This is a genomic window from Saccharibacillus endophyticus (genome assembly GCF_013185185.1).
Lineage (GTDB): Bacteria > Bacillota > Bacilli > Paenibacillales > Paenibacillaceae > Saccharibacillus > Saccharibacillus endophyticus.
In genome coordinates this window covers 948,065-972,319 of sequence record NZ_JAAZWE010000002.1, presented here as the reverse complement: position 1 = coordinate 972,319, position 24,255 = coordinate 948,065, and the positions used below count along the sequence as shown (strand labels likewise).

Genomic DNA, 24,255 nt, shown 5'->3' with positions numbered 1-24,255 from the left:
TGGGAAAAGATGAATCCAGTATAAATTTCATAAACCTAACGTGTAAAGAAAAATATTTTCTAAAAAAACGGATAAAAAGAAAAAAATAAACGAAAAGCGTTTACATTCTTCTGTCGCTCTGCTAATTTAGAGGCATGGATTTTCAAGATCCTGGATAAGCCTTACAAAACTCAGTCGGCTAAGGAGGGATTCGCGAATGAAATCGTACGACGTAATCGTCATGGGCGGAGGCGTGTCGGGAGCCATGGCAGCCTGCGCGGCGGCCAGAAGCGGAGCAAGCACCCTGATCATCGAATCGCAAGGTTATCTGGGAGGGACGCTGACGGCGAACGGGGTCGGCCCGATGATGACCTTTCATGCGGGAGACAAACAGGCGGTTCAAGGGGTAACGGACGAGCTGATCGAGCGGCTTAAAGCCGTCGGCAAATCTCCGGGGCATATTTTCGATACCGTGGGTTACACCTACTCGGTCACGCCGTTCGACGCGGAAGCGATGAAGGTGGAATTGGAATCCATGGTATCGGAAAGCGGCGGCGAAATTTTGTACCATACGATGCTGGCGAAACCGAAAACGGAAAACGGAAAGATCGTCGGAATCGAGGTTTGCAACAAGTCGGGAATCGAACAACTCGAAGCGAAGGTGTTCATCGACGCGACCGGAGACGGCGACCTGTCGGTTCGCTCGGGAGCGGAATTCACTAAAGGACGCGAGTCGGACGGAGCGGCGCAGCCGATGACGCTCAACATGAAGATGAGCGGCGTCGATATCGCGAAAGTGAAAGCTTACATTCACGCCCACCCGGAAGACTTTCCGATCTACAAAGGCGACACGTCGATCATCGAGAAGTCGCCCCGGTTGTCGACGGCGGGATTCGTGGGACCTTTCCGCGCGGCCAAAGCCCGGGGGGAAATCCATATTCCGCGCGAAGACGTGCTGTTTTTCGAAACGAATACGCCCGGCGAAGTCATATTCAACACCACGCGCATTCTGGGACATGACGGCACGGATGCATGGAGTCTGAGCCGCGCCGAGATCGAAGGACGCAAGCAGTGCCGGGAACTGGAACGTTTCGTTAAAACGTATATTCCCGGATTCGAAAGCGCCGTCGTCGTCTCGACGGGACCTTCGATCGGCGTGCGGGGCTCCCGCCAAATCAAGGGCCTGTATACGTTGAATGCCGACGATATCCTGAATCAGACGAAATTCGAGGACGCGATCGCGCATTCCGGGTACCCGATCGATATTCACAGCCCCGACGGCGAAGGAACGAACAGCCGCAAGCTGGAATGGGGAGGCATGTACAGCATTCCTTACCGGAGCCTCGTAACGGACGGATTGTCCAATCTGATCGTGATCGGCCGCTGCCTTTCCGCCACGTTCGAAGCGCAGGCGGCTGTCCGAACGACGCCGACCACGGGAGCGATCGGACATGCGGGCGGCGTTGCCGCCGCATTGGCGGCGGCCGGAGACGGCGATGTGCGAAGCGTGAACGTTTCTGACGTGCAGGAGCTGCTTAAGAAACAGGGCGCTTATCTGGAAGTGTAAAAGCTCCGGCGGCGAATACGGGATGCTCCGAACGAAACATATGCAGTTCACCTGAACAAGCAAAGGGGAAAATTCAATGACTACATGGATGTGGGTACAGGCCGTCGGGATTCTGCTCGTTTTTCTGCTGTTCGTCGGCTTAATGATGGCGCGCAAGATGCCTACCATTCTTGCCCTGCCGAGCATGGCTATTCTGTTCGCGCTGATCGCGGGCGTTCCGTGGACCTCCGCCGATCCCGAAACGGCAACCATCAGCGGTACGGTGCTGGCGCAGGGAGCGATGAGGCTGTCTACGGCGATCGCCGGCTTGATCTTCGGCGCCTGGTTCGGTCAGATCTTGAATAAAGTCGGCATTACCAAAGCGATTATTCGCAAAGCGGCGGAACTGGCCGGAGACAAGCCGATTCTGATCGCGCTGCTCTTTTTCGTCACCGCCTCGATCATCTTTTCGGCCGCGAACGGCCTGGGCATGGTGATCCTGGTCGGCACGATCGTGATTCCGATCATGCTGACCGCAGGCATTTCCCAATTCGTCGCATCCATCGTCGTATTGGCCGCCGTCGGAATCGGGGCGCTATTCAACGTTTCAACCTGGGCCGTTTACGTCGACGTGCTGGGACTGCCGGTATCCACGATCGCCGATTACACGTTGATCGCCGCCGTGCCGTTATTCGTAGTCAGCGTGGCGATGATCGTGTTTCATATTAAGCGCGGAGGACAGGGACGCCGGGCATGGGCGATGCCTAACGGGTCGTCTTCGGGCGAAGGCCGCAAAGTTCCGACCGTGGCGCTGATCAGTCCGATCGTGCCGGTGCTTATGGTCTTCATTTTTAAAATGGATATCGTGCCCGCCGTCATTATCGGAGCGCTCGCGACTTTGATTTTGTCGCTGCCGAAGCGTCCGATCCATATTTTGTCGAGCGCGCTCGTGGAAGGAATCCAGGACGTGGCCGGCGCCCTTGCGCTGATGATCGGGATCGGCATTCTGCTGAATTCGGTTATGGCCCCGCAGGTCACGGCCGTTATTTCTCCCTTGATCGAAAGCGTGCTTCCGGGCAGCCCCTGGACGTATATCCTGTTCTTCACCATCCTTTCCCCGCTTGCGATCTATCGCGGGCCTCTTAACGTGTGGGGACTCGGAAGCGGAATCGCCGCTTTGTTCGTCGGAGCCGGCATGACCCCGGTCGCGGCCATGCTTGCGCTTCGGGTCGTCAGCAACGTGCAAGCCGTGTCCGACCCGACCAACTCCCACAACGTATGGGTGGCCGACTTCACTAAAAGCGATATCAATGAAATCCTCAAAAAAACGCTGCCTTGGATGATGGCATCGGTGTTGCTGTCCATGCTGTGGGGAGCATTCATGGTATTTTAAAAGTCGTCTGAAAAGCAAGCCGATGAAAGGAGTGGAGTCATGTCCCGGAAAGTGAGGGTCGGAATCGACGTCGGCGGCACGTTTACCGACGCCGTTGTGCTCGATAACGAAACATTCGAAATCTTGGAACAAATGAAAATTCCGACGACCCACCATGAAGAAGAAGGGGTAGCGCGGGGAATCGTCGATATTTTGCAGGCCGTTTTGGGCAAATGCGGGGTCTCTCCCGAAGACGTTGCTTTTATTGCGCACGGTACGACCCAAGCCACTAACGCTCTGCTTGAAGGGGATGTGGCTTCGGTTGGCGTCGTCGGCATGGGCACCGGAGTGGACAAAATCAGCGCGCGCGGAGAATCGAATCCCGGACGGATCGAACTTGCGCCCGGCAAGCTGCTGGAGACGCGCCATACGTATCTGGATTCCAAAAATCTGACGGAGGAACGGGCGGCGGCGGCGGTCGACGAGCTGCTGGGACAAGGCGCCGAGGTCATCGTTGCTTCCGAAGCGTACGGCGTCGACGACCCCGGAGCGGAACTGAAAGTCATCGCGGCGGCAAACGGCAAAGGCGCGTTCGCGACGGGCGGTCACGAAATTTCGCAGCTGTACGGGTTGAAGACCCGAACCCGAACCGCGGTGGTCAACGCCAGCCTGATTCCGAAAATGATGGAAACCGCCAACATGACCGAAAAGTCCGTCAAAGACGCGAATATCGTATCGCAGCTTATGATTATGCGCTGCGACGGCGGGGTTATGAGCATCGAAGAAGTACGCAAGCGTCCGATCCTCACCATGCTGTCGGGACTGGCCGCGGGCGTCGCCGGCGCGCTGATGTACGAAAAAATTTCGGACGGCATTTTCTTCGAAGTCGGCGGAACCAGCGTCGATATTTCCGTGATCAAAAACGGCAAAGTCATGATCCAGAACGCTCAAGTCGGCGGTCACCGCACGTATTTGCAGTCGCTAGACGTACGCACGCTGGGCATTGCCGGCGGCAGCATGATCCGGGTAAAGGATGGGCAAATCGTCGACGTGGGGCCGCGCAGCGCGCATATCGCCGGATTGGCTTACGAATGCTTCGCGGATACGGCCTCGTTGGAACGCTGCGAAGTCACATTCGTCAGCCCCCGTCCGGGCGATCCCCAGGAATACGCGATCGCGAAGTCGGGAGCGGGAGAGCATTATTCGTATACGCTGGCCGGGGCCGCGAATTTGCTCGGTTACGTGCCGGAAGGCGATTACGCGCATGCGGGCCGCGAAAGCGCGGCTGCGGCTTGGCGTGCGTTCGGCGAATATCTGGGCATAAGCATGGAAGAAGCCGCGCGACGGGTGCTGGATCTGGCGATCGCCAAAACGATGAAAACGGTAAACGAAATGATCGCCGATTATGAGCTGGACCGTTCCTTCATCACGTTGGTGGGAGGAGGCGGAAGCGGGTCGGTGCTGGTGCCGGCCATGGCGGAGAAAGAAAGCCTGAAATGGAAAATCGCCGATAACGCGCCTTACATTTCCACGATCGGGGTCGCGCTGGCCATGGTCAAAGAACAGATCGAACGCACGGTCGTCAATCCGACGGAAGAGGATATCAAGCGGATTCGCAGCGACGTCATGGATAAGATCGTCCGTTCCGGAGCGAATGAAGAAACGGTCGAAGTCTCGGTCGAGATCGACGCGCAAAAAAACGTGCTCCGAGCCGTGGCTACCGGTTCGACGGAGCTTCGTTCGAAAGATTTGGCGCAGGCCGAACTCGGCGAGCCGCAGATGCTGGAGATCGCCGCCGCTTCGGTGGACGCTTCGAAGGAACTCACGCGGTTGAACGCCAAAACGGGAAGATGGAGTTTGTTCGTGGCCGAGGAGATTCGCAAAAGCTTTTTCGGCCTTTTGAAAAAACGACGGTCGTCCGTCAGCGTGTTGGACCGCGAAGGGGTCGTGCGCTTCAAACAAGCAAATGCCCAGTACGGATTGTTCCGGAAAAGCGAAAAAGACGGCAGGTTTGCGGAATTCCTCGACGACAGCACGATTTACTCCGACGCGAACGCGACGATTCCGAAAGTGTTTTTGTTTTATCGGGAGAAAATGCTGGATCTGACGGGCATGCAGACGAAAGATCAGTTGATGTCCATGATAGAGCTGGAGACGGAGCGTCTGGACGGGGAAGAACAATGGATCGCGGTGGCTTATCATTAAAAAGGCGAAATGCCGGACAAGGAGGAGCGGAGGATGAAAAGCAGCCATGATGAAGACGAAAGCGCGTTTTGGCGGCAGCTCGGCGACGGCGGCTGCTCCGATTCGATTCTCGGTCTGATGGAACTTAAGCGGGATCCGTTATTTCGCCGGATTCCGAAAGATCGCGTGCGCGAGTACGTGGATCGGTCGCTCACGTTCGGAAAAAGCGAAGCGGCCGAAAAAAAACATCGTCCGATCCGGTACTGGCTGGAACAAGAAGGCATTTCGGTCGAGACGGACGAATCGTCGGGCAGCATGTTCGGGACGGTTCTTCGTGCCCAGATCGACTGGACGGGAACGGTACCCCGCATCCGCGTGTACCGCGATTCCATGAACCAGTTGGCGGAAGCCGCTTCGGCGTACCCGGAAGCATTCGGCACGCTGAAGCCCGGGACGGCGGAAGATATTCATCTGGCACACGAATATTACCATTGGCTCGAATATCGAAGCGGCCGGTTCACGGCGGATCGGCTCGAATCCGTCGAGAAGCTTCGCTGGGGCCCGTTTAGCCTGAAAGCGTCTGTTCGTCAAAGCGGAGAGGTAGCGGCCCATGCTTTCGCGCAAAGCCTGCTCGATTTGCCGCATATGCCGAATCTGCTCGATTATTTGTATCTTCTTCGGCAGGGCGAATGGGAATGGCGAACGTTCGAGCGGGAAATGGAAAAATGCAGGGAGGCTTTGGGCGTCGAACGTCGGCATATGGTATAATGGGGCAATCGTTGATGTCGCAAGCGCGATTCGCGCCCTGTCCGTTACGGACAAGGGAAGCAGCGGGCGCTTCGCGCTGTGCAGGAGGACAAAACATGGCTCAGGAAGTACCGGCTGTCATCGCGAAAATCGTATCGCTACAGCAAAAATTCACTTACGGCGAGAACCAGATCGCCAACTTCGTTATCGAACACGCCGACTTCATTACCCGGCATACGATCACCGCGCTGGCAAACGAAATCGGAGTATCCGAAACGAGCATCAACCGCTTTTGCAAAAAAATAGGGTTCAAAGGGTTCAACGATTTCAAAATCGCGGTTGCCCAAGATTCGTTTTACCGGGAAATGCAGACGCGAAAAAAAGAACGTCGGGAAGTGACGCTCGTCGACGGCCTGGCGCTGGATTACAACGAGTTGATCGTCAGTACGGCAGCGATGGTGGACGAACAGGAGCTCCGCCGTTTGGCCGATCTGCTCAAGAATGCCCGTCGCGTCCATTTGTTCGGCATATTCGATTCGTTTCTGGCCGCGACGGCGCTAAAAAACCGCCTGCTGCTGCTCGGCATCCATGCCGAGGCGGTCAACGACAGCCGGGCGATGAAGATCGTCGCTTCGCAGTGCACGGAAGAAGACGCAGTGATCGCTTTTACCCGTTCGGGAACGACGGAAGAAATCGTGGAGTCCATCGCTACGGCGCGAGCCAATCACGCACAGACTGCGGCGATTACCTGTTACCACTCCTCGCCCGTAACCGAATCGGCGGCGATCAACCTGATCGTGCCGGATAAAAAATCGGTAAGCAGCAGCGCCATGATGTCCAACCATATCACGTTTTTGTTCGTGGTGGACGCCGTGATGAGCTTGTTGATTTCTTCGGACAAGACTTATTTGAAAAAGAAACTGGATAGCGAAGGGCTGATCTCCAATCGCCCGCGCTTGAGCGATTATTACTGAATATTCGAGACCATCTACCAGGCTCGGCCGTTTAGACCCCATGACGCTGCGGGGTCTTTTTTTGCGGCTCGCGCAATAAGGGATAAGATCTCCGAGAAAAACGGCGCAGCCGGAAGGCGGGTTATGTAAAGGAAGAAAAGGCTGCGGCAGATTTGCCCGATCTTGCGCTCAATCGTTGAACGTCAAAACGGAAGACGGCGAAGAAGGGACTTGGACGGCCAGCGAAGCGGCTTCATTGCTCCACGACCATGCGCTGATCAGCAGCAGTCCGGCAGCCAGAACGACCATCCATTTATTTTTGTTGCGGTTCGGCATCAGGGTTCTCCTTTCTTAGGGAAGGACGCAGCATGAAAAAACCTTCAATTGTGTCTATTTTAAAACAGGTTTATGCATAAAGCTATGATTTCCTTCTCTTCAAACAAACAGAGGACGAATTCATGCTGCCGTGAGTTCGTCTTCTGTTTGCTCCGCATCCTCCGAATTTCTAAACTTCGTGCAGCAGCACTTTGAATATTCCGTCATCGGACGAAGGCGTGATCCGAATGCCGTGCTCGCCGGGAACGTATTCGGCCCCTTCGACCGATTCGATCCCGTCGATTCCGCGCAAAATCAATTCCCAAGGCCTGCGCGACCCGACGCTTTCGCGCGGCCGTGCCGCTTCGGCGTTTACGATCAACCGACGCCCTTCGCGTCTTGCCGACACGGTCAGTTCCGGCGTACGCTTCGCGCCGGTCCGGACGAGTTCGTCGAAATCCGCCGTCTTATGTTCGGCTTTGCCGTCGCCGGCCTCTTGGTAGATCGTCGCGGCTGCTTCGCATCCGTCTTCCAGCGCGAACAAGTGCAGCTGCGCACCGTCGAGATAATCGTAATCCGGACGCGATTCTTCGCTGCCGAGGGCAAGCAGCGTATTCGGACGCACGAACAGAGGCAGTCCGAAGTAGTCGTATTGCTCGCGCCGCCAGCGACCTCCAAATACCTCTTCGCCGGTAAGCAGATGCGTCCAGCGTCCTTCCGGTAAATAATACAGACCTTCGCCGCGTTCGTTGAAGATCGGCGCAACCAGAAGCGATCCGCCGAGCATATACTGGCGATCCAGTTCCTCGACCGCCGGATCTTCGCCGAATTCCAGCAGCATCGCCCGCATCATGGGCAGTCCGCCTTGGACAGCCTCGATCGAAGCGGCGAACAGATACGGCATCAGCCGCATTTTGAGCCGGGTAAAATGCCGCAGCACGTCGCTCGCCTCGTCGTCGAACAACCACGGCACGCGGTACGACTGGCTGCCGTGCAGGCGACTATGCGAAGAGAGCAGGCCGAATGCGCTCCAGCGCTTATAGATGTCCGGCGAAGCCGTGTTTTCAAACCCTCCGATATCGTGACTCCAAAATCCGAATCCGCACAGCCCCAGCGACAACCCGCCCCGCAAACTTTCGGCCATCGAGACGTAAGACGCCGTGCAGTCGCCGCCCCAGTGTACCGGGAACTGCTGGCCTCCCGTTGTCGAGGAGCGTGCGAACACCAACGCCTGGTCCGGGCCTTTGATTTCTTCCAGCACTTCGAACACGGCTTTGTTGTACAAGAACGTGTAATAATTGTGCATCTTGACCGGGTCCGAACCGTCGTGATACACCACGCCCGTCGTCGGAATCCGCTCGCCGAAGTCGGTTTTGAAGCAATCGACGCCCATGCGGATCAGCGGACGAAGCTTGGACTTGAACCATTCCGCCGCATCGGGGTTCGTGAAGTCCACCAGCCCCATGCCGCCCTGCCAACGGTCCCACTGCCATACGTCTCCATCAGGCGTTTTGACCAGATACCCGTGCTCCATGCCTTCCCGGAACAGGTAAGACTTTTGTCCGATATACGAATTGATCCAAACGCAGATGTTCAGTCCTTTGGCTTTGAGCCGATCCAGCATGCCTTGCGGGTCCGGGAACTGCGACTCGTCCCAACGGAAATCGCACCATTGGAATTCCTTCATCCAGAAGCAGTCGAAGTGGAACACGTGCACCGGAATGCCGCGTTCGAACATGCCGTCCACGAAGCTGTTTACTGTTTGCTCGTCATAAGAGGTGGTAAACGAAGTGCTGAGCCACAGTCCGTACGACCAGGCCGGAGGCAGCGCGGAGCGTCCGGTGAGCGCGGTATAGTTTTTCAGTACGTCCTTCAGCGTTTCGCCGCCGACGATATAGTAACGCAGCCGCTCGCCCGGCACGCTGAACTGTACCTTTTCCACCTGTTCCGAACCGACCTCGTACGAGACTTTTTCCGGATGATCGACAAAGACTCCGTAGCCGAAGCTGGATAGGTAAAAAGGGACGTTTTTGTACGCCTGCTCGCTGCACGTCCCGCCGTCTTCGTTCCAGAGATCGACGACCTGTCCGTTTTTCACGAAAGGCGTGAAGCGTTCGCCCAGGCCGTAAATCCGTTCGCCGACGCCGAGATCAAGCTGGTCGCGCATGTAGACGTCGCCGTCGGGAGTCCGAACATGCGCAGGACCTTTGTACCCGCTTCCGGTCAGTCGTTTGCCTTTGTAGTCGAAATGCGTGCTCCAGCCGTTATTTTTATCGATGCGCACGCTTAAATTGCCGCTAGTTAAGGTTGCAAAAGACTCATTTTCTGCAATGCGGACTTGAGTCGTCGGATCGGTTGCTTTTTCAAAATGAGGACCGAGTACCCGCTTGCCTTCGTGATGCACAGACTCCACGCAGATTACATCGGGGAGAGGAGAGGAATAGCGGAAAGTGAGAATGGCATTGTTGAGCGTATCGCCGCGGGAGACGATCTTTTTGGAGGCGGCAAAAACTTCGATGTCTTCCTCATGGGCGTGCAAATCACGAACTTCTGTAGCGATGTTAAGCGTCATGCCCGGGCGGACATGCCAGTAACCGTCGGTGAACTTCATCGGGCTATACACCATCCTATATATAATAGTAGAGAAAAATAAAAACGGACTGCCCGTGCTGCTTCAAATAAGTAAAAGAGAGACTGTTTATCAAAATGACGTACGTACATCATTTTTTCTAAAAAGGAGGAGTGTCCGTCGGGTACGGAACTCCAAGAGAGGGTTTTGGCTGGCCTGGGTGAGCGTTCAGATGTAGTAGCGTGCGTTTTCCTTGGTAACCAGTTCTAATTTCGTGATGTTTTCGCGTGTATCAGGCAGCTTTCTTGAAGATAGATACTCGAACAGCGACTTTACGATCAGATAGCCTTGGTTAAAAGGGTCTTGGCAAATCGTGGCGGTGACGATGTCGCGTTGAAGACCGTCGTAAATCTCTTCGTTCATGTCATGCCCGATCAAAGCGACGCTGCCCGCAAGTCCTGCCGTTTCCAAATGCTGCGCAATAATGTGCAGCTTGGCGCTTGCCACATAAACGCCGTCCAATCCTTCGAAATATTCGGCAAACGTCTCGAACGACGTGTATTCCTCCTGATCGACTTTCAGCGGCGCGCGCAGTCGGATTTCCGGGTAGCTGCCGATCACCTCGCGGAATCCGGTCACCTTTTGCTGCATCTGAAAGTTGGTGTAGGACATGATCAGACCGATCCGACCGCGGCGTCCGGCAAGTCTGCAAAGCGTATCCGCGGCGAGACGGCCAGCCACCCGATAATCGCAGCCGACATAGAACATGCGTGAACTAAGCGGGGAATCACTATTGAAGGTGCCCACGGTCAGATTGCGGCTTACCGCATGATCGATTACGTCGGTCATTTCTTGCGGATCATTGGGAGATATCGCAATGGCATCGTATTCGCCGGAATCGACAAGTTGGAGCATCGTCTTTTTTTGATCCGTGAGATCATAGTCTTTGGAGCGAATCGTGTGGACCTGAAGACCGAAATCGCGAAATTCGCTTACCGCTGCATCGATGCCCGTCTCCACTTGATTCCAGAAATATGCCGGCAGTTCCGGATAGGCGACGGCTAAAGAAATGCTGCGGCCCTTCGATAGAAAGCTCGCGGAGAGGTTGGGGGTGTACTCCATCTCGCGAACCTTGTTCATGACAAGTTCCGCGGTCTTCGGCTTGACGTTTCCCCGATTGTTGAGCACGCGATCCACGGTAGCGACGGAGAGTCCGACTTCTTCGGCGATTTCTTTGACGGTTAAGCGTTTCTTCGGTTTCATGGCATCGAGTCCTTTGCATGTAAAATTGGCCGGAATCGGCAATAGAGAGGGAACGAAATCCATGTATCGGTTGGTGAAGATGATAGACTACGCAGTGAAAGCTGTCAATCGAAATGATGGCTTGTTCGTTTGAATTTTGATGGAAGTACATCATTTCGGGGATCGCTTAATGGGGTCGTTATCGGACGTGCTTTTATAGGAAGATTCGGGGCTTGGACGCGTCTGCTTAGTCACGGTAAAATGAGAATAAAGGGGTAGCGGTTCTTTAGCGGTTTCTGGAAAGGGGAAAGCGATGAACGAAGGCAGAAAGTTATTTATTACGGACATTCACGGCGAATATCAAGGGCTGATCGAGCTGCTGCGGGAAATGGATTATGACGCCTTCACGGATCAGCTTGTCGTGGGCGGCGATCTGATCGATCGAGGACCGGACAGTGCGCTGGTCATTCGTTATCTGCGCACGCTTCAGCGGATGCACCCGGATAACGTGGTGGTATTGACCGGGAATCATGAGGAGATGCTGCGCTGGTACCGGCAGAATCAATCGGATATGTGGCTGATCCATGGCGGAGCGGAGGCTTTGAAAAGCTTCGAGCATACTTTTGCGGACGACGCGGAGAGCCGCGAGAATCTGGATTGGCTGCTGACGCTGCCGATGGTGGCGGAAGATGAAGAATATGTGTATGTTCACGCGGGATTCGTACCGGATCAGCCGCTGTATACGCAAAGCCGGGATATTTTATGGATGTCGGAAAACGAGTTTTATGCGTACGGAGTCGAAGATGTGCTGAACGCGACGGGCGGGAAGACCGTCGTGCATGGCCATACGCCGTGCGAATTCATTTGCTTCGACGGGGCGAGGTTGAACTGTGACCTGGGATCGCATACGTATGCGATCGCGGAGTCGCGCGGACTTGCGCTCGTAGATCTGACGGGCGGGGAGTATGCGGTGTATAACTGCGGCAGCCGGGAGATGACGCGGCGGACGTGGCGGAGAAGCCTATCTTAAAACGGTAACGGAACGCATATCCTTTAGAGCCCCTTTTTTGCATCTTTTTGATTTTTAACGGAACAGATAGAGTACGACTTTGCCGACTTCTGATTGCAAAAAAGAAACAGGGACGGTTTGTCTACTGACAATGGTCCCTGTTTCTTTTCCGTTCTGAACTTGAAAATTCCCACTCATGAACAAGTGAACATCCCAGCTCAAGAAGTCGGAGCGGAAGGCCATTCTTTCTTTTTCCGTTTACGACGCACCAGCCAGAACACGATTCCCCCGATTACCAAAATCAACCCCGCAGATGCCGCATAAATAATCCGTCGAACATTCGGTACATCCAGCGTAAGCTCAATCCGATTCTCGCGGGTAGCCGCAAGGTTCCAAGTCAACGTACGTCCGTTATCCGACACGATATCCGCATTGTTCTCGCCAGGCTTGATCGGCAATGTCAGTTTAAAACGGAAATCGAATTCGTTTTCAACAAATCTTCCCAACAGCTTCGATCCGAGAAATCCCGTGAGCGACGAAGATTCGCGCGGAATCAACTCCGGCGGATCGGCTACGATTACGAAATGATGGGTCGTGGAAAACAATTTCTCTTCCTTGCGATCTTCAACCGTAATCCCGTCCGGCATCTCGGGAAGAGGCCCGCCGTCAAACTCTACCGTTCGCGAAGCACTGATGCCGGATTGCCCGTCTTGCCGAATCGCCTGAGCCTCCAAACCTTGTTCCCGCAAACTTGCAGCAATCTTCTCCGGCAAATCCCCTTGTCCCAGCGTGTTCAATGCAGAGTCATCGATCGTCGCGTTCATTTTAATATCAGCAGTGCCGTCCGTCTTGACCGTCACGTCAATTTCTCCTTGCGCGCACGCGCTCAACAAAATTCCCAATGCCAAAGGCAGAAGCAGCATCGGCCAACGAACACGAATTTTTCTTGCAGACTGCTTCGATTGATTCATCAAACTCGCCACTTCCTTTTCCTCATCCGAATTCACGTTCTAACTATACCCGATTTCGCGAAATAGTTCACACCCCTACAAAACCTGGACACAATTCGGAGCGGGAAACGAAGATTCGGTTCGAAGCAGATTTACCCTCGAATATCCCTGCTTTTCCAAAAGAAAAACCGCCCGGTAACGGACGGTTTTCACAGCAATGACGGAGTTGAACTAAGGCGTCGTTTCGCGTTCCAGCCATTCAAGGTAAGCAAAAGCCTCCTCGGTAGACGTTCCGCACATTTCAAGCGAAGGCGGCAGGCCGCCGCAGACCGCCGGGCGTTCGGGACTTCCGAACAGCTTGCAGCGTTTTTTCTCATTGAGCTGCACGCAAGGCACGCCGGCGGGCTTGCCGTTCGGCATGCCGGGAATCGGCGAAGCGATCGAGACGGCCGTGCAGCAGGCTCCGCAGCTTTCGCGACATTCGAAATCGGTGCTCATGTTACTGGATTTTCTCCGGCTCCGGATACTCTTTGCCGAAGGTGTCCACCGTTACCGTCTTCATAGTCGCTCCTTCCGAAGAGGTCGGTTTATCGGCGCCGTCCGTCGGCAGTGCCGCGATGGCGTTAACGACGTCCATCCCTTCGATCACTTTGCCGAATGCCGCGTATTGCTCGTCGAGACTCGGTTGTTCGGCCAGCATGATGAAGAATTGCGAGCCGCCCGAATCCGGTTCGGATGTCCGCGCCATCGACAGTATGCCTTCGGTGTGTTTCAGGTCGTTGGTGAAGCCGTTCGACGTGAATTCCCCTTTGATCGCGTAACCCGGCCCGCCGCCTCCGGTGCCGTCCGGATCGCCGCCTTGAATGACGAAGCCCGGAATGATGCGGTGGAAACCTACTCCGTCATAAAAACCGGATTTGACCAGCGCGATGAAATTATTGACGGTATTCGGCGCGACGTCCGGATACAGCTCCAACTTGATCAAGCCTCCGTTGTCCATTTCGATCGTCACAACCGGATTTTGCGTGCCGTCGGCAGAAGTGCCGGAGGTTGCCGGGGTGGTACTTGTCGAACCTTCTTCGGTCCGGGTTGGTGTTTGGGTCGTTTCTGTTGCCGGGTCGGCTTGCTGCTGAGGTGTCCGGGTGCCGCAAGCGGCCAGCAGAAGCAGGGTCAGCATCAGGAGTACGACCAGCGCGGATTTGCGTCCGGTTCTCCCGTGTTTGTGCATGGATGTTGCCCCCTTGATTGTAATTGTCGGCGATCTTTCGCCTTTTTGCGTATCGCTGCATCTGATTATAGCACAGCCTTGTACGAACTCCATTGCGCAGTAGGTAAAATCTCATTAAGATGGAGGGGAGAGGGGGCAATCAGACATGCAATATCAAATTTTGTATCAAGGTGCTTTTCCGCTGCTTCAGGTACAGCTTGATAGTGGCGAAAGTATCAAGGCCGAGTCCGGCGCGATGGTATCGATGTCGCCGAATATCGAGTTGAAAGGCACGACGGAAGGCGGCATCATGCGCGGCTTGGGACGGATGCTCAGCGGAGAGTCGTTTTTCTTCCAGGAGTTGTTGGCAATGGGACGTAACGGCGAAGCCACATTGGCTCCATCAAGCCCGGGCGCGATCGAAGCGGTGGAGCTTGACGGTTCGTATAGTCTGCTTGTACAAAAGGACGGATTTTTGGCGGGGACCGCCGGTATTCAAGTCAATACCAAAATGCAGAATTTGAGCCGGGGATTGATGTCGGGCGAAGGCTTTTTCATCGTCGAAATCAGCGGCAAAGGTACGGTGTTCCTGTCTTCGTACGGAGGCATCCACGCCATTAATCTGCAAGCGGGGCAAGAAGTCGTCGTCGATAACGGGCATCTGGTCGCTTGGCCGGATTACATGCGTTACGAGATCGAAAAAGCGTCCAAAGGTTGGGTATCCAGCTTTACGAGCGGCGAGGGTCTGGTCTGTCGCTTCCGCGGCGAAGGCGTCGTGTTGATCCAGACTCGCAGTCCGAAATCGTTCGGCGAATGGATCAGACCTTATATTCCGGGCGGACGCAGCTAGTATATCTGACGTTGACAAGGTACGAGTCGTTGTTCGTCAGAAGCCTACATAAGCGAAAGCTGACGATCTTGCATGAATTGAAAAAGAAGGCTTGGGCGTTCGATTCGACTTAACTTGAATCGGCGCCGTTTTTGCTTGCGCATAGTTTGATCCTCCGGATTGGCCATGCCCTTATTTTGTCATATTTTCGTATCCGATACGTAACTTCTCTTGGCATGTCCGGTGATAAGATGATGGCGAGGCCGGGAAACCGGCTATTTGAGAACTCGACATTCCTTAACAACCATCTTCGAGAGGAGAATCGATCATGAAGACCATCAAACGGGAATTCCCCGCTTCGAGAAAAACGGCGGCTGCCGTATTGGCAGCGGCCATGTTGTGTTCGCCCGTCCTTGCTACTCAAGCAGCGGCGGCGGAAACCGGCGAATCGATGAACTTTACGACGTCAGCGTTGACTCGGGCCGTGCCTGACGGCGCGAAAGTCTCGTCGGCCGAAGCGGCAGCGGCCGTACAGAAATTGTTCCCGACGCTCGCGTCGGCTCAAGTGACCGCTGCGGATTACAGCGCCTATTACGAGGCGGACAGCAGCCCGATCAAGGCATGGAGACTTACATATGTAGGATCCGACCGGGAAAACGCGAATGCGTCGGTGTCGGTTGATGCCGTGAGCGGAATCGTGACGGATGCCTATCTGCCAACGCCGGCTCCCGGACAATCGGATCGCGAATTGACCGCAGACCAGGCGTCAGAGCAGGCGATTGCGTTCTTGCTGCGGGCGATGCCGGAGCAAAAAGCTTCTGATTTTGTCAAAGAAGACCTTTCCTATGCCTATCATGAGGGCGCGTCCGTTACTCCGCTTTTCGGCAGCCCGAGTTATTCATTCTCCTTCCGAATCAAAGTAAACGGCGTCCCGTCGCAAAACGAAACGGTCTTTCTGTCGTTGGGTCAAAGCGGCGATGTGACCGGATATACGCGAAGCATCAATCGGCTCCCTTACCCGTCGGCAACGCCGAAGCTATCCGCGACCCGAGCCAAGCAAATCTTCGAGTCGGAGTTTGCGCTGCACCTGGCCTATCTGCCTATTAACGGCTGGGGCGCGCCTTCATCCGGCTATTACCTCGGTTACGTCCCTTACGATGCCTCGTTAGCACCGATCGACGCGAATAGCGGCAAGCTGCTTAATTCGCTGACCGGCCTGCCTTATACCGAATCGATTGCCCGGGAAGGGATCGCGCTCAAGGTTGGGAATTCTCCGGCGCCGGCTGCTCTTCGTACGGAAGAGGCGGCACAGCTTCAGTTGAAAAAACTGGACTTGATTCCTTCCGGTTACAAGCTGACGGGACAGCAGACGTATACGCAGGACTATCCGCAGAAGAACACTAAAGTTTGGGTACTGGATTTGAACCGTACGGTCAAAGGCAATCTCGGAAATATCAACGTGCAGCTGAATGCCCAGACGGGTCAAGTGTACAATTACTATTTATACGAACAGGATGCGCCGACGGGAGAACCCGTGAAGCCGACGGAAGCGGATCAATCGCGGGCTGTAGCTTGGGCCTCCAAGTTGCTTGCGAATGCAGGCGAGTGGAGATTGATCTCCGCGCCGAAAGAAGGAGATTGGAACCTGACGTATACGTTCTTGCGGTATGAATCGGATATTCCGGTCATGGGAGACACGGCTAGCGTTACGATCGATAACGAAGGCATGCTGACCGAATTCAATACGAGCGAACCTTCCGTTTCGATGACGGGCCGATTCCCTTCGGCCAATACGGTCAAGCTTACGGCTGCCGAAGCCGAAGCGAAGTTCCTGGAAGCCGTAACGCCGGAATTGTACTATAGTCGTTTTGACCGCCAATCAACGGACGAGTCCGAAAAGGGCGAGTCGGAGATTGGATTAACGTATCTGCCGATGCTCAAAACAGGCGGTCAATTAAACGGCTTTAACGTATTGGATGCTTCCGATGGAACATGGAAGACTCTATACGGGGCAAACTCGCCGCAGCGTCCGTCTGCTGCGACGACGGATATTTCGGGACATGAACATCAGGCCGCATTGCAAGAGATGTTGGATCATGCCGTGCTTGTGGCGGACGAGTCGGGTAAAGTGAATCCGGACGCCCGGTTGACGCGCGGAGAATGGGCCGATATGTTAGCACGCGCGATGCAGCCGGATTACTCAACCTACAATGCTTATGCAGGGATGTCTTTGTTCCGGGATGTAAGCGCGGATAGCCCTTATCAGGCGGCGATCGGCTTCCTCGTAAGTCAAAATTGGCTGAAACCCGACAAGTCGGCCGACTTCCTGCCGGATACGCTGCTGACTCGCGACGAGATGGCGCATGTCCTGATGGGGGTATTGAATTACGATAAGCTGGCCTCCTATTACAATTCGACGGTCGATCTGCCGGGAATCGCGGATGCTGCCGGCATCTCGCACAAAGGCGACGCCGCGCTGGCGATCAAGCTCGGTCTGCTGCCGGCAGTCGACGGCTATTTCCTGCCTCAAGAAACCGTCACTAAAGCGGACGCTGCGGTCGTATTAACGAAGCTTGCGGACTTGCAGGGGAAGACCGATACGTTCATGAATTGGAATTCGTGGTAAAGCAAGAAGACTTTCTCGACTGCTTGACGCTTGAGCACGGCATCTTTCTCGGATGCCGTGCTTTTTGCTATGTCATCCGCAGTCAATCAAGCATTATACGGAAAAAGAATTAATTCCGACTAAAAAACTGCGAAATAAAACACAATCAAATTCCAAAAACGAAATTTTGAGCCTTATGTAAAGCAAAATGTACAGGGTTTGGTTATATCTAAATTCCAAAAGGTTGCACATTGTCGAAACTTTAAGTCCTTTTACTCATAAGCAAGAGAGCAATAGCAACCAAAAGTCTTATTCAAGTTTGTTTGAATCTGACAGATGCATAACACGAGTGAGACTTTTGCTTACTGTAAAAGGAATTCAGTTCAAGAAAAAGGATAAAAACACTTTAAATTTTCGACAATTTTTGTCGATTGGAACATTTGAAACACTTTTCCTTAAAAATTTACAGGTGGTCAACTCTTTTGGCTGATGCTAGCATAGGTGGCAAGCTTTTTGACGAGGGAAGGAAGGAGGACCGTTTTAAAACGTATTATTGGATGACCTGTAAACATAGCTGACAGGAAGTGTGCTTAAGCTCCACGAACGCGATTATATTTCACGAATAAGAGAGGGGAAGTTGCATTGAAAAAAGAGCAGCATCTGTTCCGTAAACTGTCTGGAGTATCGCTAAGTCTGGCTTTGGTTTTGGGTGCAGCACTCCCGACCGCAGCCTCCGCGCAATCGCCGAGCGGGCTCGTTCCGTTCAATCTATCCAAAGATTCGATCAATAGCGGGGCCGCGGATGGCGCGATCAGCACGTTTTCCCTCAAAGGCCGGGACCCGGCTTCCATCATTTCGCCTAAACTGGACACCAAGTCCCTACATACCGTGCGTGCGATCGTGCAGCTCAGCCGGGAACCGGTAGCTGCTGCGGAATCCTCCGCCAGCGAAGCCGGATTGCGAAGCTTTTCCGCAACCACGACGGAGCAGTTGGTCGACAGCGAGCAAGCCGACTTCCTGAGTCAAGCCGCGGCGCTGGGCATCAACGTGAAGGTCAACTATCAATATAATACGGTCCTGAACGCACTTGAGGTGACGGTGTCGTCGAAAGATCTGTTGACGCTGGCATCGATTCCGAACGTGGTCGCGATCGACGAGAACCAGACGTATTACGAAATTCCGATCGACGAGACGGAAGCCTCCGCAGGGGATAATTTCGAGATTCAGCCGCTGAAACAGATGGGCGTGGATGAAGCATGGGCGGACGGATTTACCGGAAAAGGATTGAAGGTCGGCGTCATCGATACCGGCGTCGATTATCTGCACCCGGATCTGAAAGACGCCTACAAAGGCGGTTACGACTCCTTCGAGCAGGATAACGATCCGTACGAAGAGCCGCCGGTCGAAATCAACGGCACGTCTTACGCCGGAACGAGCCACGGTACGCACGTCTCCGGCACGATCGTCGGACGCGGAACGAACTCGACGTCGGAACTCGTGCAAAAAGGCGTCGCGTACGAAGCCGATCTGTACGTGTACAAGGTGCTCGGCCGCAATATCGAGACGGGACGCGCTTCCGGTTCGTCCGCCCAGGTCATTGACGGCATCGAGCACGCGGTAAAAGACGGCATGGACGTCATCAACTTGTCGTTGGGCTCGGATTCGAACAAAGATCCGAACTCTCCGGATGCGGTGGCGATCAACAATGCGGTATTATCCGGCGTCACGGCGGTCATTGCCAACGGCAATGCGGCCGACTCGGGTCCTTACTATTATTCGATGGGTTCCCCGGCCTCGTCGCAATTGGCGATCTCGGTCGGTGCCACGACAAGCGAGAGCAGCCACTACACGGGCACGTTCTCGGCTTCGGTCGGCGAAGCGCTGGCGGAAGAGACGCCTGTGGAAGAAACGCCGGATACCGTACCGGCTCCGGAAGAAGCGGTAGAACCGGAAGCTCCGGCGGCAGACGCAGAGAACGCGGAAGAAGCAGCGGCTCCGGCATCCGAACAACCTGCGGCTGATGAATCGGCGGCAGAGGACGCGGCCGTCGAAGCTCCGGCCGCGGAAGAACCGGCTCCGGCTGCAGCGCAAGAGCCTGCTGCCGATACGGTATCACAAGCGGTATACGGCAGCGAATACGGTCCGTACACGCAAGACATTCTGGCTTGGAAACTCGGTCAGGAAGACTTCGCGTCGCTGCTCGGCACGGAGCCGAATGATGCGGTCTACGCAAATCTCGGCACCGATGCCGACTATGACAAGTTGGCTGCCGACGGCATCGACGTAACAGGCAAAGTGGTAGTGGTTTCCCGCGGCAACTTGACGTTCGACGCCAAAGTGCGCGGAGCTGCGGCGCACGGCGCCAAAGCGATCGTCATCTTCAACGGCAACACGCTAGCCGGCAATCCGAATCAAGCGGACCTGTCCGAGTCCATTCCGGGACGCGATGAACCGGTCGGTTCGGTCGCATTCCTGGGAGACAGCTTCGATTACGTGCCTTACTTCGATATGAGCGGCGTCGAGGGCCGTAAGTTGGCCCGCGAATTGGTCGAATCGGGTTCGCCTGAATTCGATATTACATTCGGAAGCGAATATCCGAAGACCGTCGTCGAAGGCGACCGGATGGCAAGCTTCAGCTCGCGCGGCCCGAACGGCGACGACGATCTGAGCATCAAGCCGGACGTGGTAGCGCCGGGCGTCAATCTGTTGTCGACTTATCCGGAATACGGCAAATTCGACAGCGGCGTCAGCTATGATGAAGCTTATGCTCGTTCCAGCGGCACAAGCATGGCTTCGCCGCATGTCGCGGGACTTGCCGTGCTGCTGAAACAAAAGTATCCGGAGTGGACGCCGTTCGATGTTCGCGCGGCGCTGGCGAATACGGCGGATACCATTTCCGATGAAGACGGAACGCCTTACGATGTGTATTCCCAAGGCGCGGGACGCGCTTATGTAGCGGATGCGCTGGATACGCCTGCACTGCTGCAAGCGATTGAAGAAATCAAGATTCTGAACACGGATTTGGTTGAAGTTCCGGTGACGAACTATGCCTCCTCGACAGCGTTCGGCGTACTGGGCGCGGACAGCGAAGAGGTAAGCCGCGAACTGCAATTGAAGAGCGTGACGGGAGCGCCTGTTTCTTATTCGGCAAGCGTCGTATGGCACGATGACGTAACTTCCGATCCGACGAACCCGATCGCTACGCCGGATACGAGCAAGATTTCGGCCGAACTGACAGGGCTCGGAGCAGGAAACACGGTTACGGCTTCCGCGGGAGCGCCGGGAACGTTCGAACTGGCGATTGATCCGGCATCCGATGCGGCTCAAGGCGTGTACGAAGGCGAAGTGCTGCTGAAATCGGCAAACGGACCCGATCTGCATCTGCCGTTCGCGGTGCATATCGGCGACGAGAAACCGTCGACCGGCTTCGGCATCCAGGATATCGAACTGTCGGAACGCATTATTACGCCTGACGGCGACGGCAACCGCGATACGACCGATGTCTCCTTCACGCTGTCGGCGGATGACGTGAACTATATCCAGATCGCGGTATACGGCATCGACGACAAGTATATCGGCCTGCTGGATCAGATTTACAACGAAGACGCGAACGGCAGCTTGGCGCTGCTTGAACCGGGACGTTATACGTTCGAAGATCTGGATGATTATTACCTGAACGAGAATACCGGCAAGGTCGGCCAGCTCGCTCCGGGAACGTATCAGCTCGAAATTCTGGCTACCCAATTGGATGACGCCGGATACGTGGTCGACGAGATCCAATACCTGGCTTACTCCAGCTACCGGATCGCGGATCGCAGAGAGCTGCTGGTCGACGAAGCGATTGCCGCATTCGACAAGCAAGCCGCTGTCGTGAACACGACGCGCATCGGACCTAACGTGCTGGAATTGAAATCCACAAGCGAAGTCAAATTCCAAGTCACGGGCAGCGACCATCCGAACCTCATCAACAGCAAGGGAGCATTGCGCGCCCTGCCGAATGAGCCGACGGTCGTGAACCTGGAGGTTACGGCTTCCTACAAGAAAAATTCCAAGATCAACGAGACGTTCACTGTACCGGTGACGCTGCTGCCGAAGAAGTAAGCGGCGGCCGACGATTCGGGCGCCTTTACGGGATTATCCGTAAAGGCGCTTTTCTTTTGTGCGGAGAGTGAGGAAGTCGAGTTGTTTTTCGTTCATTTTATTATAGAAGGAAAAGGATTTGATCCGGCTTCGGCATTCCCGCGGATCGATTGGGAACAAATCGAGGGTCAGTCGGTATATTTGCGCAAAAAAGGAGTGACGTTCGAGCAATTCGATCATGAAAAGAACGGAAAGATTCCGGAAGGCGTATTTTTCGTGCAAGATCAGCCGACGACGAATCGTACGCTGGATGCCGTACGGCATGAACTTGCGAAGCGATCGTGACATACAAAAAACCGACTCTAAGCCGCGCAGCATAGGGTCGGTTCTTTGCATTGCATCTATTACGAATCGAACAAAGCTGCCTCTCAAGCGGCCTTGATTCTTATAGCGTTACTCCTTCGTCGTTCGAATCACGACTTTGCCGCGCGTTTTCCCGGATTCCGCAAGCTCATAGGCCTGACGCGTTTCGTCCAATGAAAAAACGGCTTCGATCAGCGGCTTCAGTTGACCCTCGTCGCACCATTTTCGCATCAGGCTCAGGTCCGTATCGTTGGAGTTCGCCATGACGAAACGGGCTTTGCGGCCTTTTGATCCGGTCAGTGCACGCCGAAGCATCACGGAAGGGCCCGGTATCGTCGTGACGTAAGTACCTTGCTCTTTCAAAAGGGACCGGCACTCGCCGAACCCGGATTTGCCCGCCGCGTCGAAAATGACGTCAAACGCCTGTCCGCTCTGCCTAAAGTCTTCTTGATCGTAAGCAATTACGGCGTCGCAGCCGAGCGCTTTGGCCGTCGATGCGCCGGAAGACCGGCAAACGCCCGTCACATGAGCTCCCGCGATCGCGGCCAGCTGCACCGCATAATGACCGACGCCGCCCGTTGCGCCGATCACGAGCACCTTCATGCCCGACTTCAAGCCGCCTTCGCGCATCAGTGCCTGGTAAGCCGTCGAGGCCGCCAGCGGGACGGCAGCGGCTTCCTCGAAGCTGAGCGAAGCCGGCTTTTTCGAAGCGACCGAAGCTTTGCAGCACAGCACCTCCGCCGATGCGCCGCCTTGCGAAGCGCCGTTCGTGAATCCGTAGATTTCATCGCCTGCTGCAAATCCGCTCACCCCTTCGCCGCACGCCTCCACGATCCCGGAAAAGTCGGAGCCCAGAATCTTGGGGAAGCGAAAGCCCGATAAGAAAAACATATATCCTTTGCGTACCTTGAAATCAATCGGATTGATCGAGGTAGCCTGCATGCGCACTTTGAGTTCGCCTGCGCGGAGTACGGGTTCCGGTCGATCTTGGATCTGAAAAGCGTCGGGTCCGCCGTACTTGGTGATCACTGCTGCTTTCATGGTTGGAATCGCCCGCTTTCTGTCGACTTTCTGCGTACGACTCGATCATACCCGTTTTCCGATCAAAAAAGAAGCTTCGCTCGCGACCGGAACACCGATAAAAACCGGCATGCCGACCGCAGGCAAAGCTTCTGGATAGGAAAGGGATAAAAAAGAAATGCCGAACTTACAGTCCGCTCGTTACCGGCGCTTCCGCGCTGTCGAACAGGAAGTCTTCGTCGCGCAGCGGCTCCACGTGTACCGTGCGCACATAACCGTTGCCTTTTTTGGAGAAGAAGTCGTGCTGCTTGGTTTGCGTTTTCAGGCCGTTGAGGACGATCGGGTTAATGCTTTCGTCGTCTTCTTCGAACTGCGGCTCGAGGCCGAGGTTCATCATCGCTTTGTTGGCATTGTAGCGGACGAACTTGTTCACTTCTTCCGTCAGGCCGATCTTCGTGTACAGCTGCTCGGTGTACTGTTCTTCGTTCGCTTGCAGCGTATGCAGCAGCTCGTACAGTTCCTTCGTCGCCGCTTCGGCTTCCGATGCCGGGAGGTCGCGCAGGATTTCTTGAGCCAGCACGCCGACGTACAGACCGTGGATGCTTTCGTCGCGCAGGATCAAGTCGATGATCTCGCCGCTGCTCGTCATTTTGCCTTGTCCGGCGAGGTAGAGAGGGTAGAAGAAGCCGCTGTAGAACAGGTAGCTTTCCAGCATGACCGAAGCGCCCATTGCCAGGTACAGGTCTTTTTGCGTCTCGATGTTTTGGTAATACTTCGAGATGATCGAAGCTTTTTTCTGAAGCAGCGGATTTTCTTCGACCCAACGGAAGACTTTGTCGATCTCTTCGGTAGACGCGAGCGTCGTGAAAATGCTGCTGTAAGACTTGGCGTGGATTTGCTCCATCATGCCCATGAAAGCCAGAACGGCTTTGCGCTGAAGGTTCTCGACGTGCTCCATGATTTGCGGCATGCCGACTCCGCCTTGTACCGTATCCAGCAGCGTCAGGCCGCCCAGCACCTGCATGTAGGCTTCCTGCTCGTCCGGCGTCAGCGTGATCCAAGACATTTTGTCGTCGGACAGCGGGATTTCGTCGTCCGTCCAGAATTGCATAATATTTTGGTTCCAGAACATCAGGGTGAAGTCGTCGGCAGGACGGTTCCAGTTAACGGCTTTGATCATGTTCGGTCATCCCTTTCTCTCGTGGAGTATGATTTTATATATAAAGGTATTAGTGGACGATTTTGGATGGATCGCTCATAAGCAGCAGCCGATCTCGTTGGAACG

The 24,255-nt window shown here is 54.9% G+C and carries 18 protein-coding genes; 10 read left to right on the top strand and 8 right to left on the bottom strand.

The annotated features are described in order from the left end of the window. Positions 1–196: 196 nt before the first annotated feature. The 5 genes from HRQ63_RS10195 to HRQ63_RS10175 all read left to right on the top strand — a co-directional run bounded on the left by HRQ63_RS10195 (position 197) and on the right by HRQ63_RS10175 (position 6,802). Positions 197–1,546, top strand: coding sequence for an FAD-dependent oxidoreductase (locus tag HRQ63_RS10195; RefSeq protein ID WP_172242730.1), 1,350 nt, complete (start codon positions 197–199; stop codon positions 1,544–1,546). Between the two features lie 76 nt (positions 1,547–1,622). After that, positions 1,623–2,918, top strand: coding sequence for a citrate transporter (locus HRQ63_RS10190; protein WP_172242727.1), 1,296 nt, complete (start codon positions 1,623–1,625; stop codon positions 2,916–2,918). A gap of 39 nt (positions 2,919–2,957) precedes the next feature. Beyond that, the gene (locus HRQ63_RS10185; protein ID WP_172242724.1) at positions 2,958–5,102 is read left to right on the top strand and encodes a hydantoinase/oxoprolinase family protein; all 2,145 of its coding nucleotides are present in this window, start codon (positions 2,958–2,960) and stop codon (positions 5,100–5,102) included. A gap of 33 nt (positions 5,103–5,135) precedes the next feature. After that, entirely contained in the window at positions 5,136–5,849 is a 714-nt protein-coding gene (locus HRQ63_RS10180) for a hypothetical protein (protein ID WP_172242721.1), read from the top strand. A gap of 95 nt (positions 5,850–5,944) precedes the next feature. Then, entirely contained in the window at positions 5,945–6,802 is an 858-nt protein-coding gene (locus tag HRQ63_RS10175) for a MurR/RpiR family transcriptional regulator (protein ID WP_172242718.1), read from the top strand. Positions 6,803–6,970: 168 nt separating this feature from the next. On the opposite strand, the gene HRQ63_RS10170 is transcribed toward HRQ63_RS10175, so the two are convergent. The 3 genes from HRQ63_RS10170 to HRQ63_RS10160 form a co-directional block, all read right to left on the bottom strand. Beyond that, positions 6,971–7,117, bottom strand: coding sequence for a hypothetical protein (locus HRQ63_RS10170; RefSeq protein WP_172242715.1), 147 nt, complete (start codon positions 7,115–7,117; stop codon positions 6,971–6,973). Positions 7,118–7,286: 169 nt separating this feature from the next. Further along, positions 7,287–9,707: an alpha-xylosidase gene (gene yicI, locus HRQ63_RS10165; RefSeq protein ID WP_172242712.1), complete on the bottom strand. Its 2,421-nt coding sequence runs from the start codon at positions 9,705–9,707 to the stop codon at positions 7,287–7,289. 186 nt (positions 9,708–9,893) lie between these two features. Beyond that, entirely contained in the window at positions 9,894–10,928 is a 1,035-nt protein-coding gene (locus HRQ63_RS10160; RefSeq protein ID WP_172242709.1) for a LacI family DNA-binding transcriptional regulator, read from the bottom strand. A gap of 292 nt (positions 10,929–11,220) precedes the next feature. Here HRQ63_RS10160 and HRQ63_RS10155 point away from each other — a divergent pair, with 292 nt between their 5' ends. Further along, complete coding sequence (locus HRQ63_RS10155) at positions 11,221–11,937, top strand: metallophosphoesterase family protein (protein WP_172242706.1); 717 nt, start codon at positions 11,221–11,223, stop codon at positions 11,935–11,937. Positions 11,938–12,134: 197 nt separating this feature from the next. Here HRQ63_RS10155 and HRQ63_RS10150 read toward each other — a convergent pair whose 3' ends face one another. From HRQ63_RS10150 to HRQ63_RS10140, 3 genes are all read right to left on the bottom strand, one after another. After that, positions 12,135–12,887 (bottom strand): LppM family (lipo)protein, encoded by a 753-nt coding sequence (locus HRQ63_RS10150; RefSeq protein WP_172242703.1) that lies wholly within the window; start codon positions 12,885–12,887, stop codon positions 12,135–12,137. A 210-nt stretch (positions 12,888–13,097) separates the two neighbouring features. Beyond that, positions 13,098–13,364, bottom strand: a complete 267-nt coding sequence (locus HRQ63_RS10145) for a YkgJ family cysteine cluster protein (RefSeq protein WP_037283813.1) — start codon at positions 13,362–13,364, stop codon at positions 13,098–13,100. A 1-nt stretch (position 13,365) separates the two neighbouring features. Continuing rightward, positions 13,366–14,094, bottom strand: coding sequence for a peptidylprolyl isomerase (locus HRQ63_RS10140; protein ID WP_172242701.1), 729 nt, complete (start codon positions 14,092–14,094; stop codon positions 13,366–13,368). Positions 14,095–14,239: 145 nt separating this feature from the next. Here HRQ63_RS10140 and HRQ63_RS10135 point away from each other — a divergent pair, with 145 nt between their 5' ends. The 4 genes from HRQ63_RS10135 (at position 14,240) to HRQ63_RS10120 (ending at position 21,932) form a co-directional block, all read left to right on the top strand. After that, a complete protein-coding gene (locus HRQ63_RS10135; protein WP_172242698.1) occupies positions 14,240–14,923 on the top strand; it encodes a TIGR00266 family protein in 684 nt (227 codons plus the stop codon). A 307-nt stretch (positions 14,924–15,230) separates the two neighbouring features. Continuing rightward, positions 15,231–17,528 carry a YcdB/YcdC domain-containing protein gene (locus tag HRQ63_RS10130; protein WP_172242695.1) on the top strand — a complete coding sequence of 766 codons (2,298 nt, stop codon included), beginning with the start codon at positions 15,231–15,233 and terminating at the stop codon, positions 17,526–17,528. A gap of 621 nt (positions 17,529–18,149) precedes the next feature. After that, positions 18,150–21,608, top strand: coding sequence for a S8 family serine peptidase (locus HRQ63_RS10125; protein ID WP_172242692.1), 3,459 nt, complete (start codon positions 18,150–18,152; stop codon positions 21,606–21,608). Between the two features lie 81 nt (positions 21,609–21,689). Further along, positions 21,690–21,932 (top strand): hypothetical protein, encoded by a 243-nt coding sequence (locus tag HRQ63_RS10120; RefSeq protein ID WP_172242689.1) that lies wholly within the window; start codon positions 21,690–21,692, stop codon positions 21,930–21,932. A gap of 108 nt (positions 21,933–22,040) precedes the next feature. Here the strand turns inward: HRQ63_RS10120 and HRQ63_RS10115 are convergent, their stop codons facing one another. Then, a complete protein-coding gene (locus tag HRQ63_RS10115) occupies positions 22,041–22,991 on the bottom strand; it encodes an NAD(P)-dependent alcohol dehydrogenase (protein ID WP_172242686.1) in 951 nt (316 codons plus the stop codon). A 166-nt stretch (positions 22,992–23,157) separates the two neighbouring features. Further along, the gene (gene nrdF / locus HRQ63_RS10110) at positions 23,158–24,147 is read right to left on the bottom strand and encodes a class 1b ribonucleoside-diphosphate reductase subunit beta (RefSeq protein WP_037291985.1); all 990 of its coding nucleotides are present in this window, start codon (positions 24,145–24,147) and stop codon (positions 23,158–23,160) included. Between the last annotated feature and the right edge of the window lie 108 nt (positions 24,148–24,255).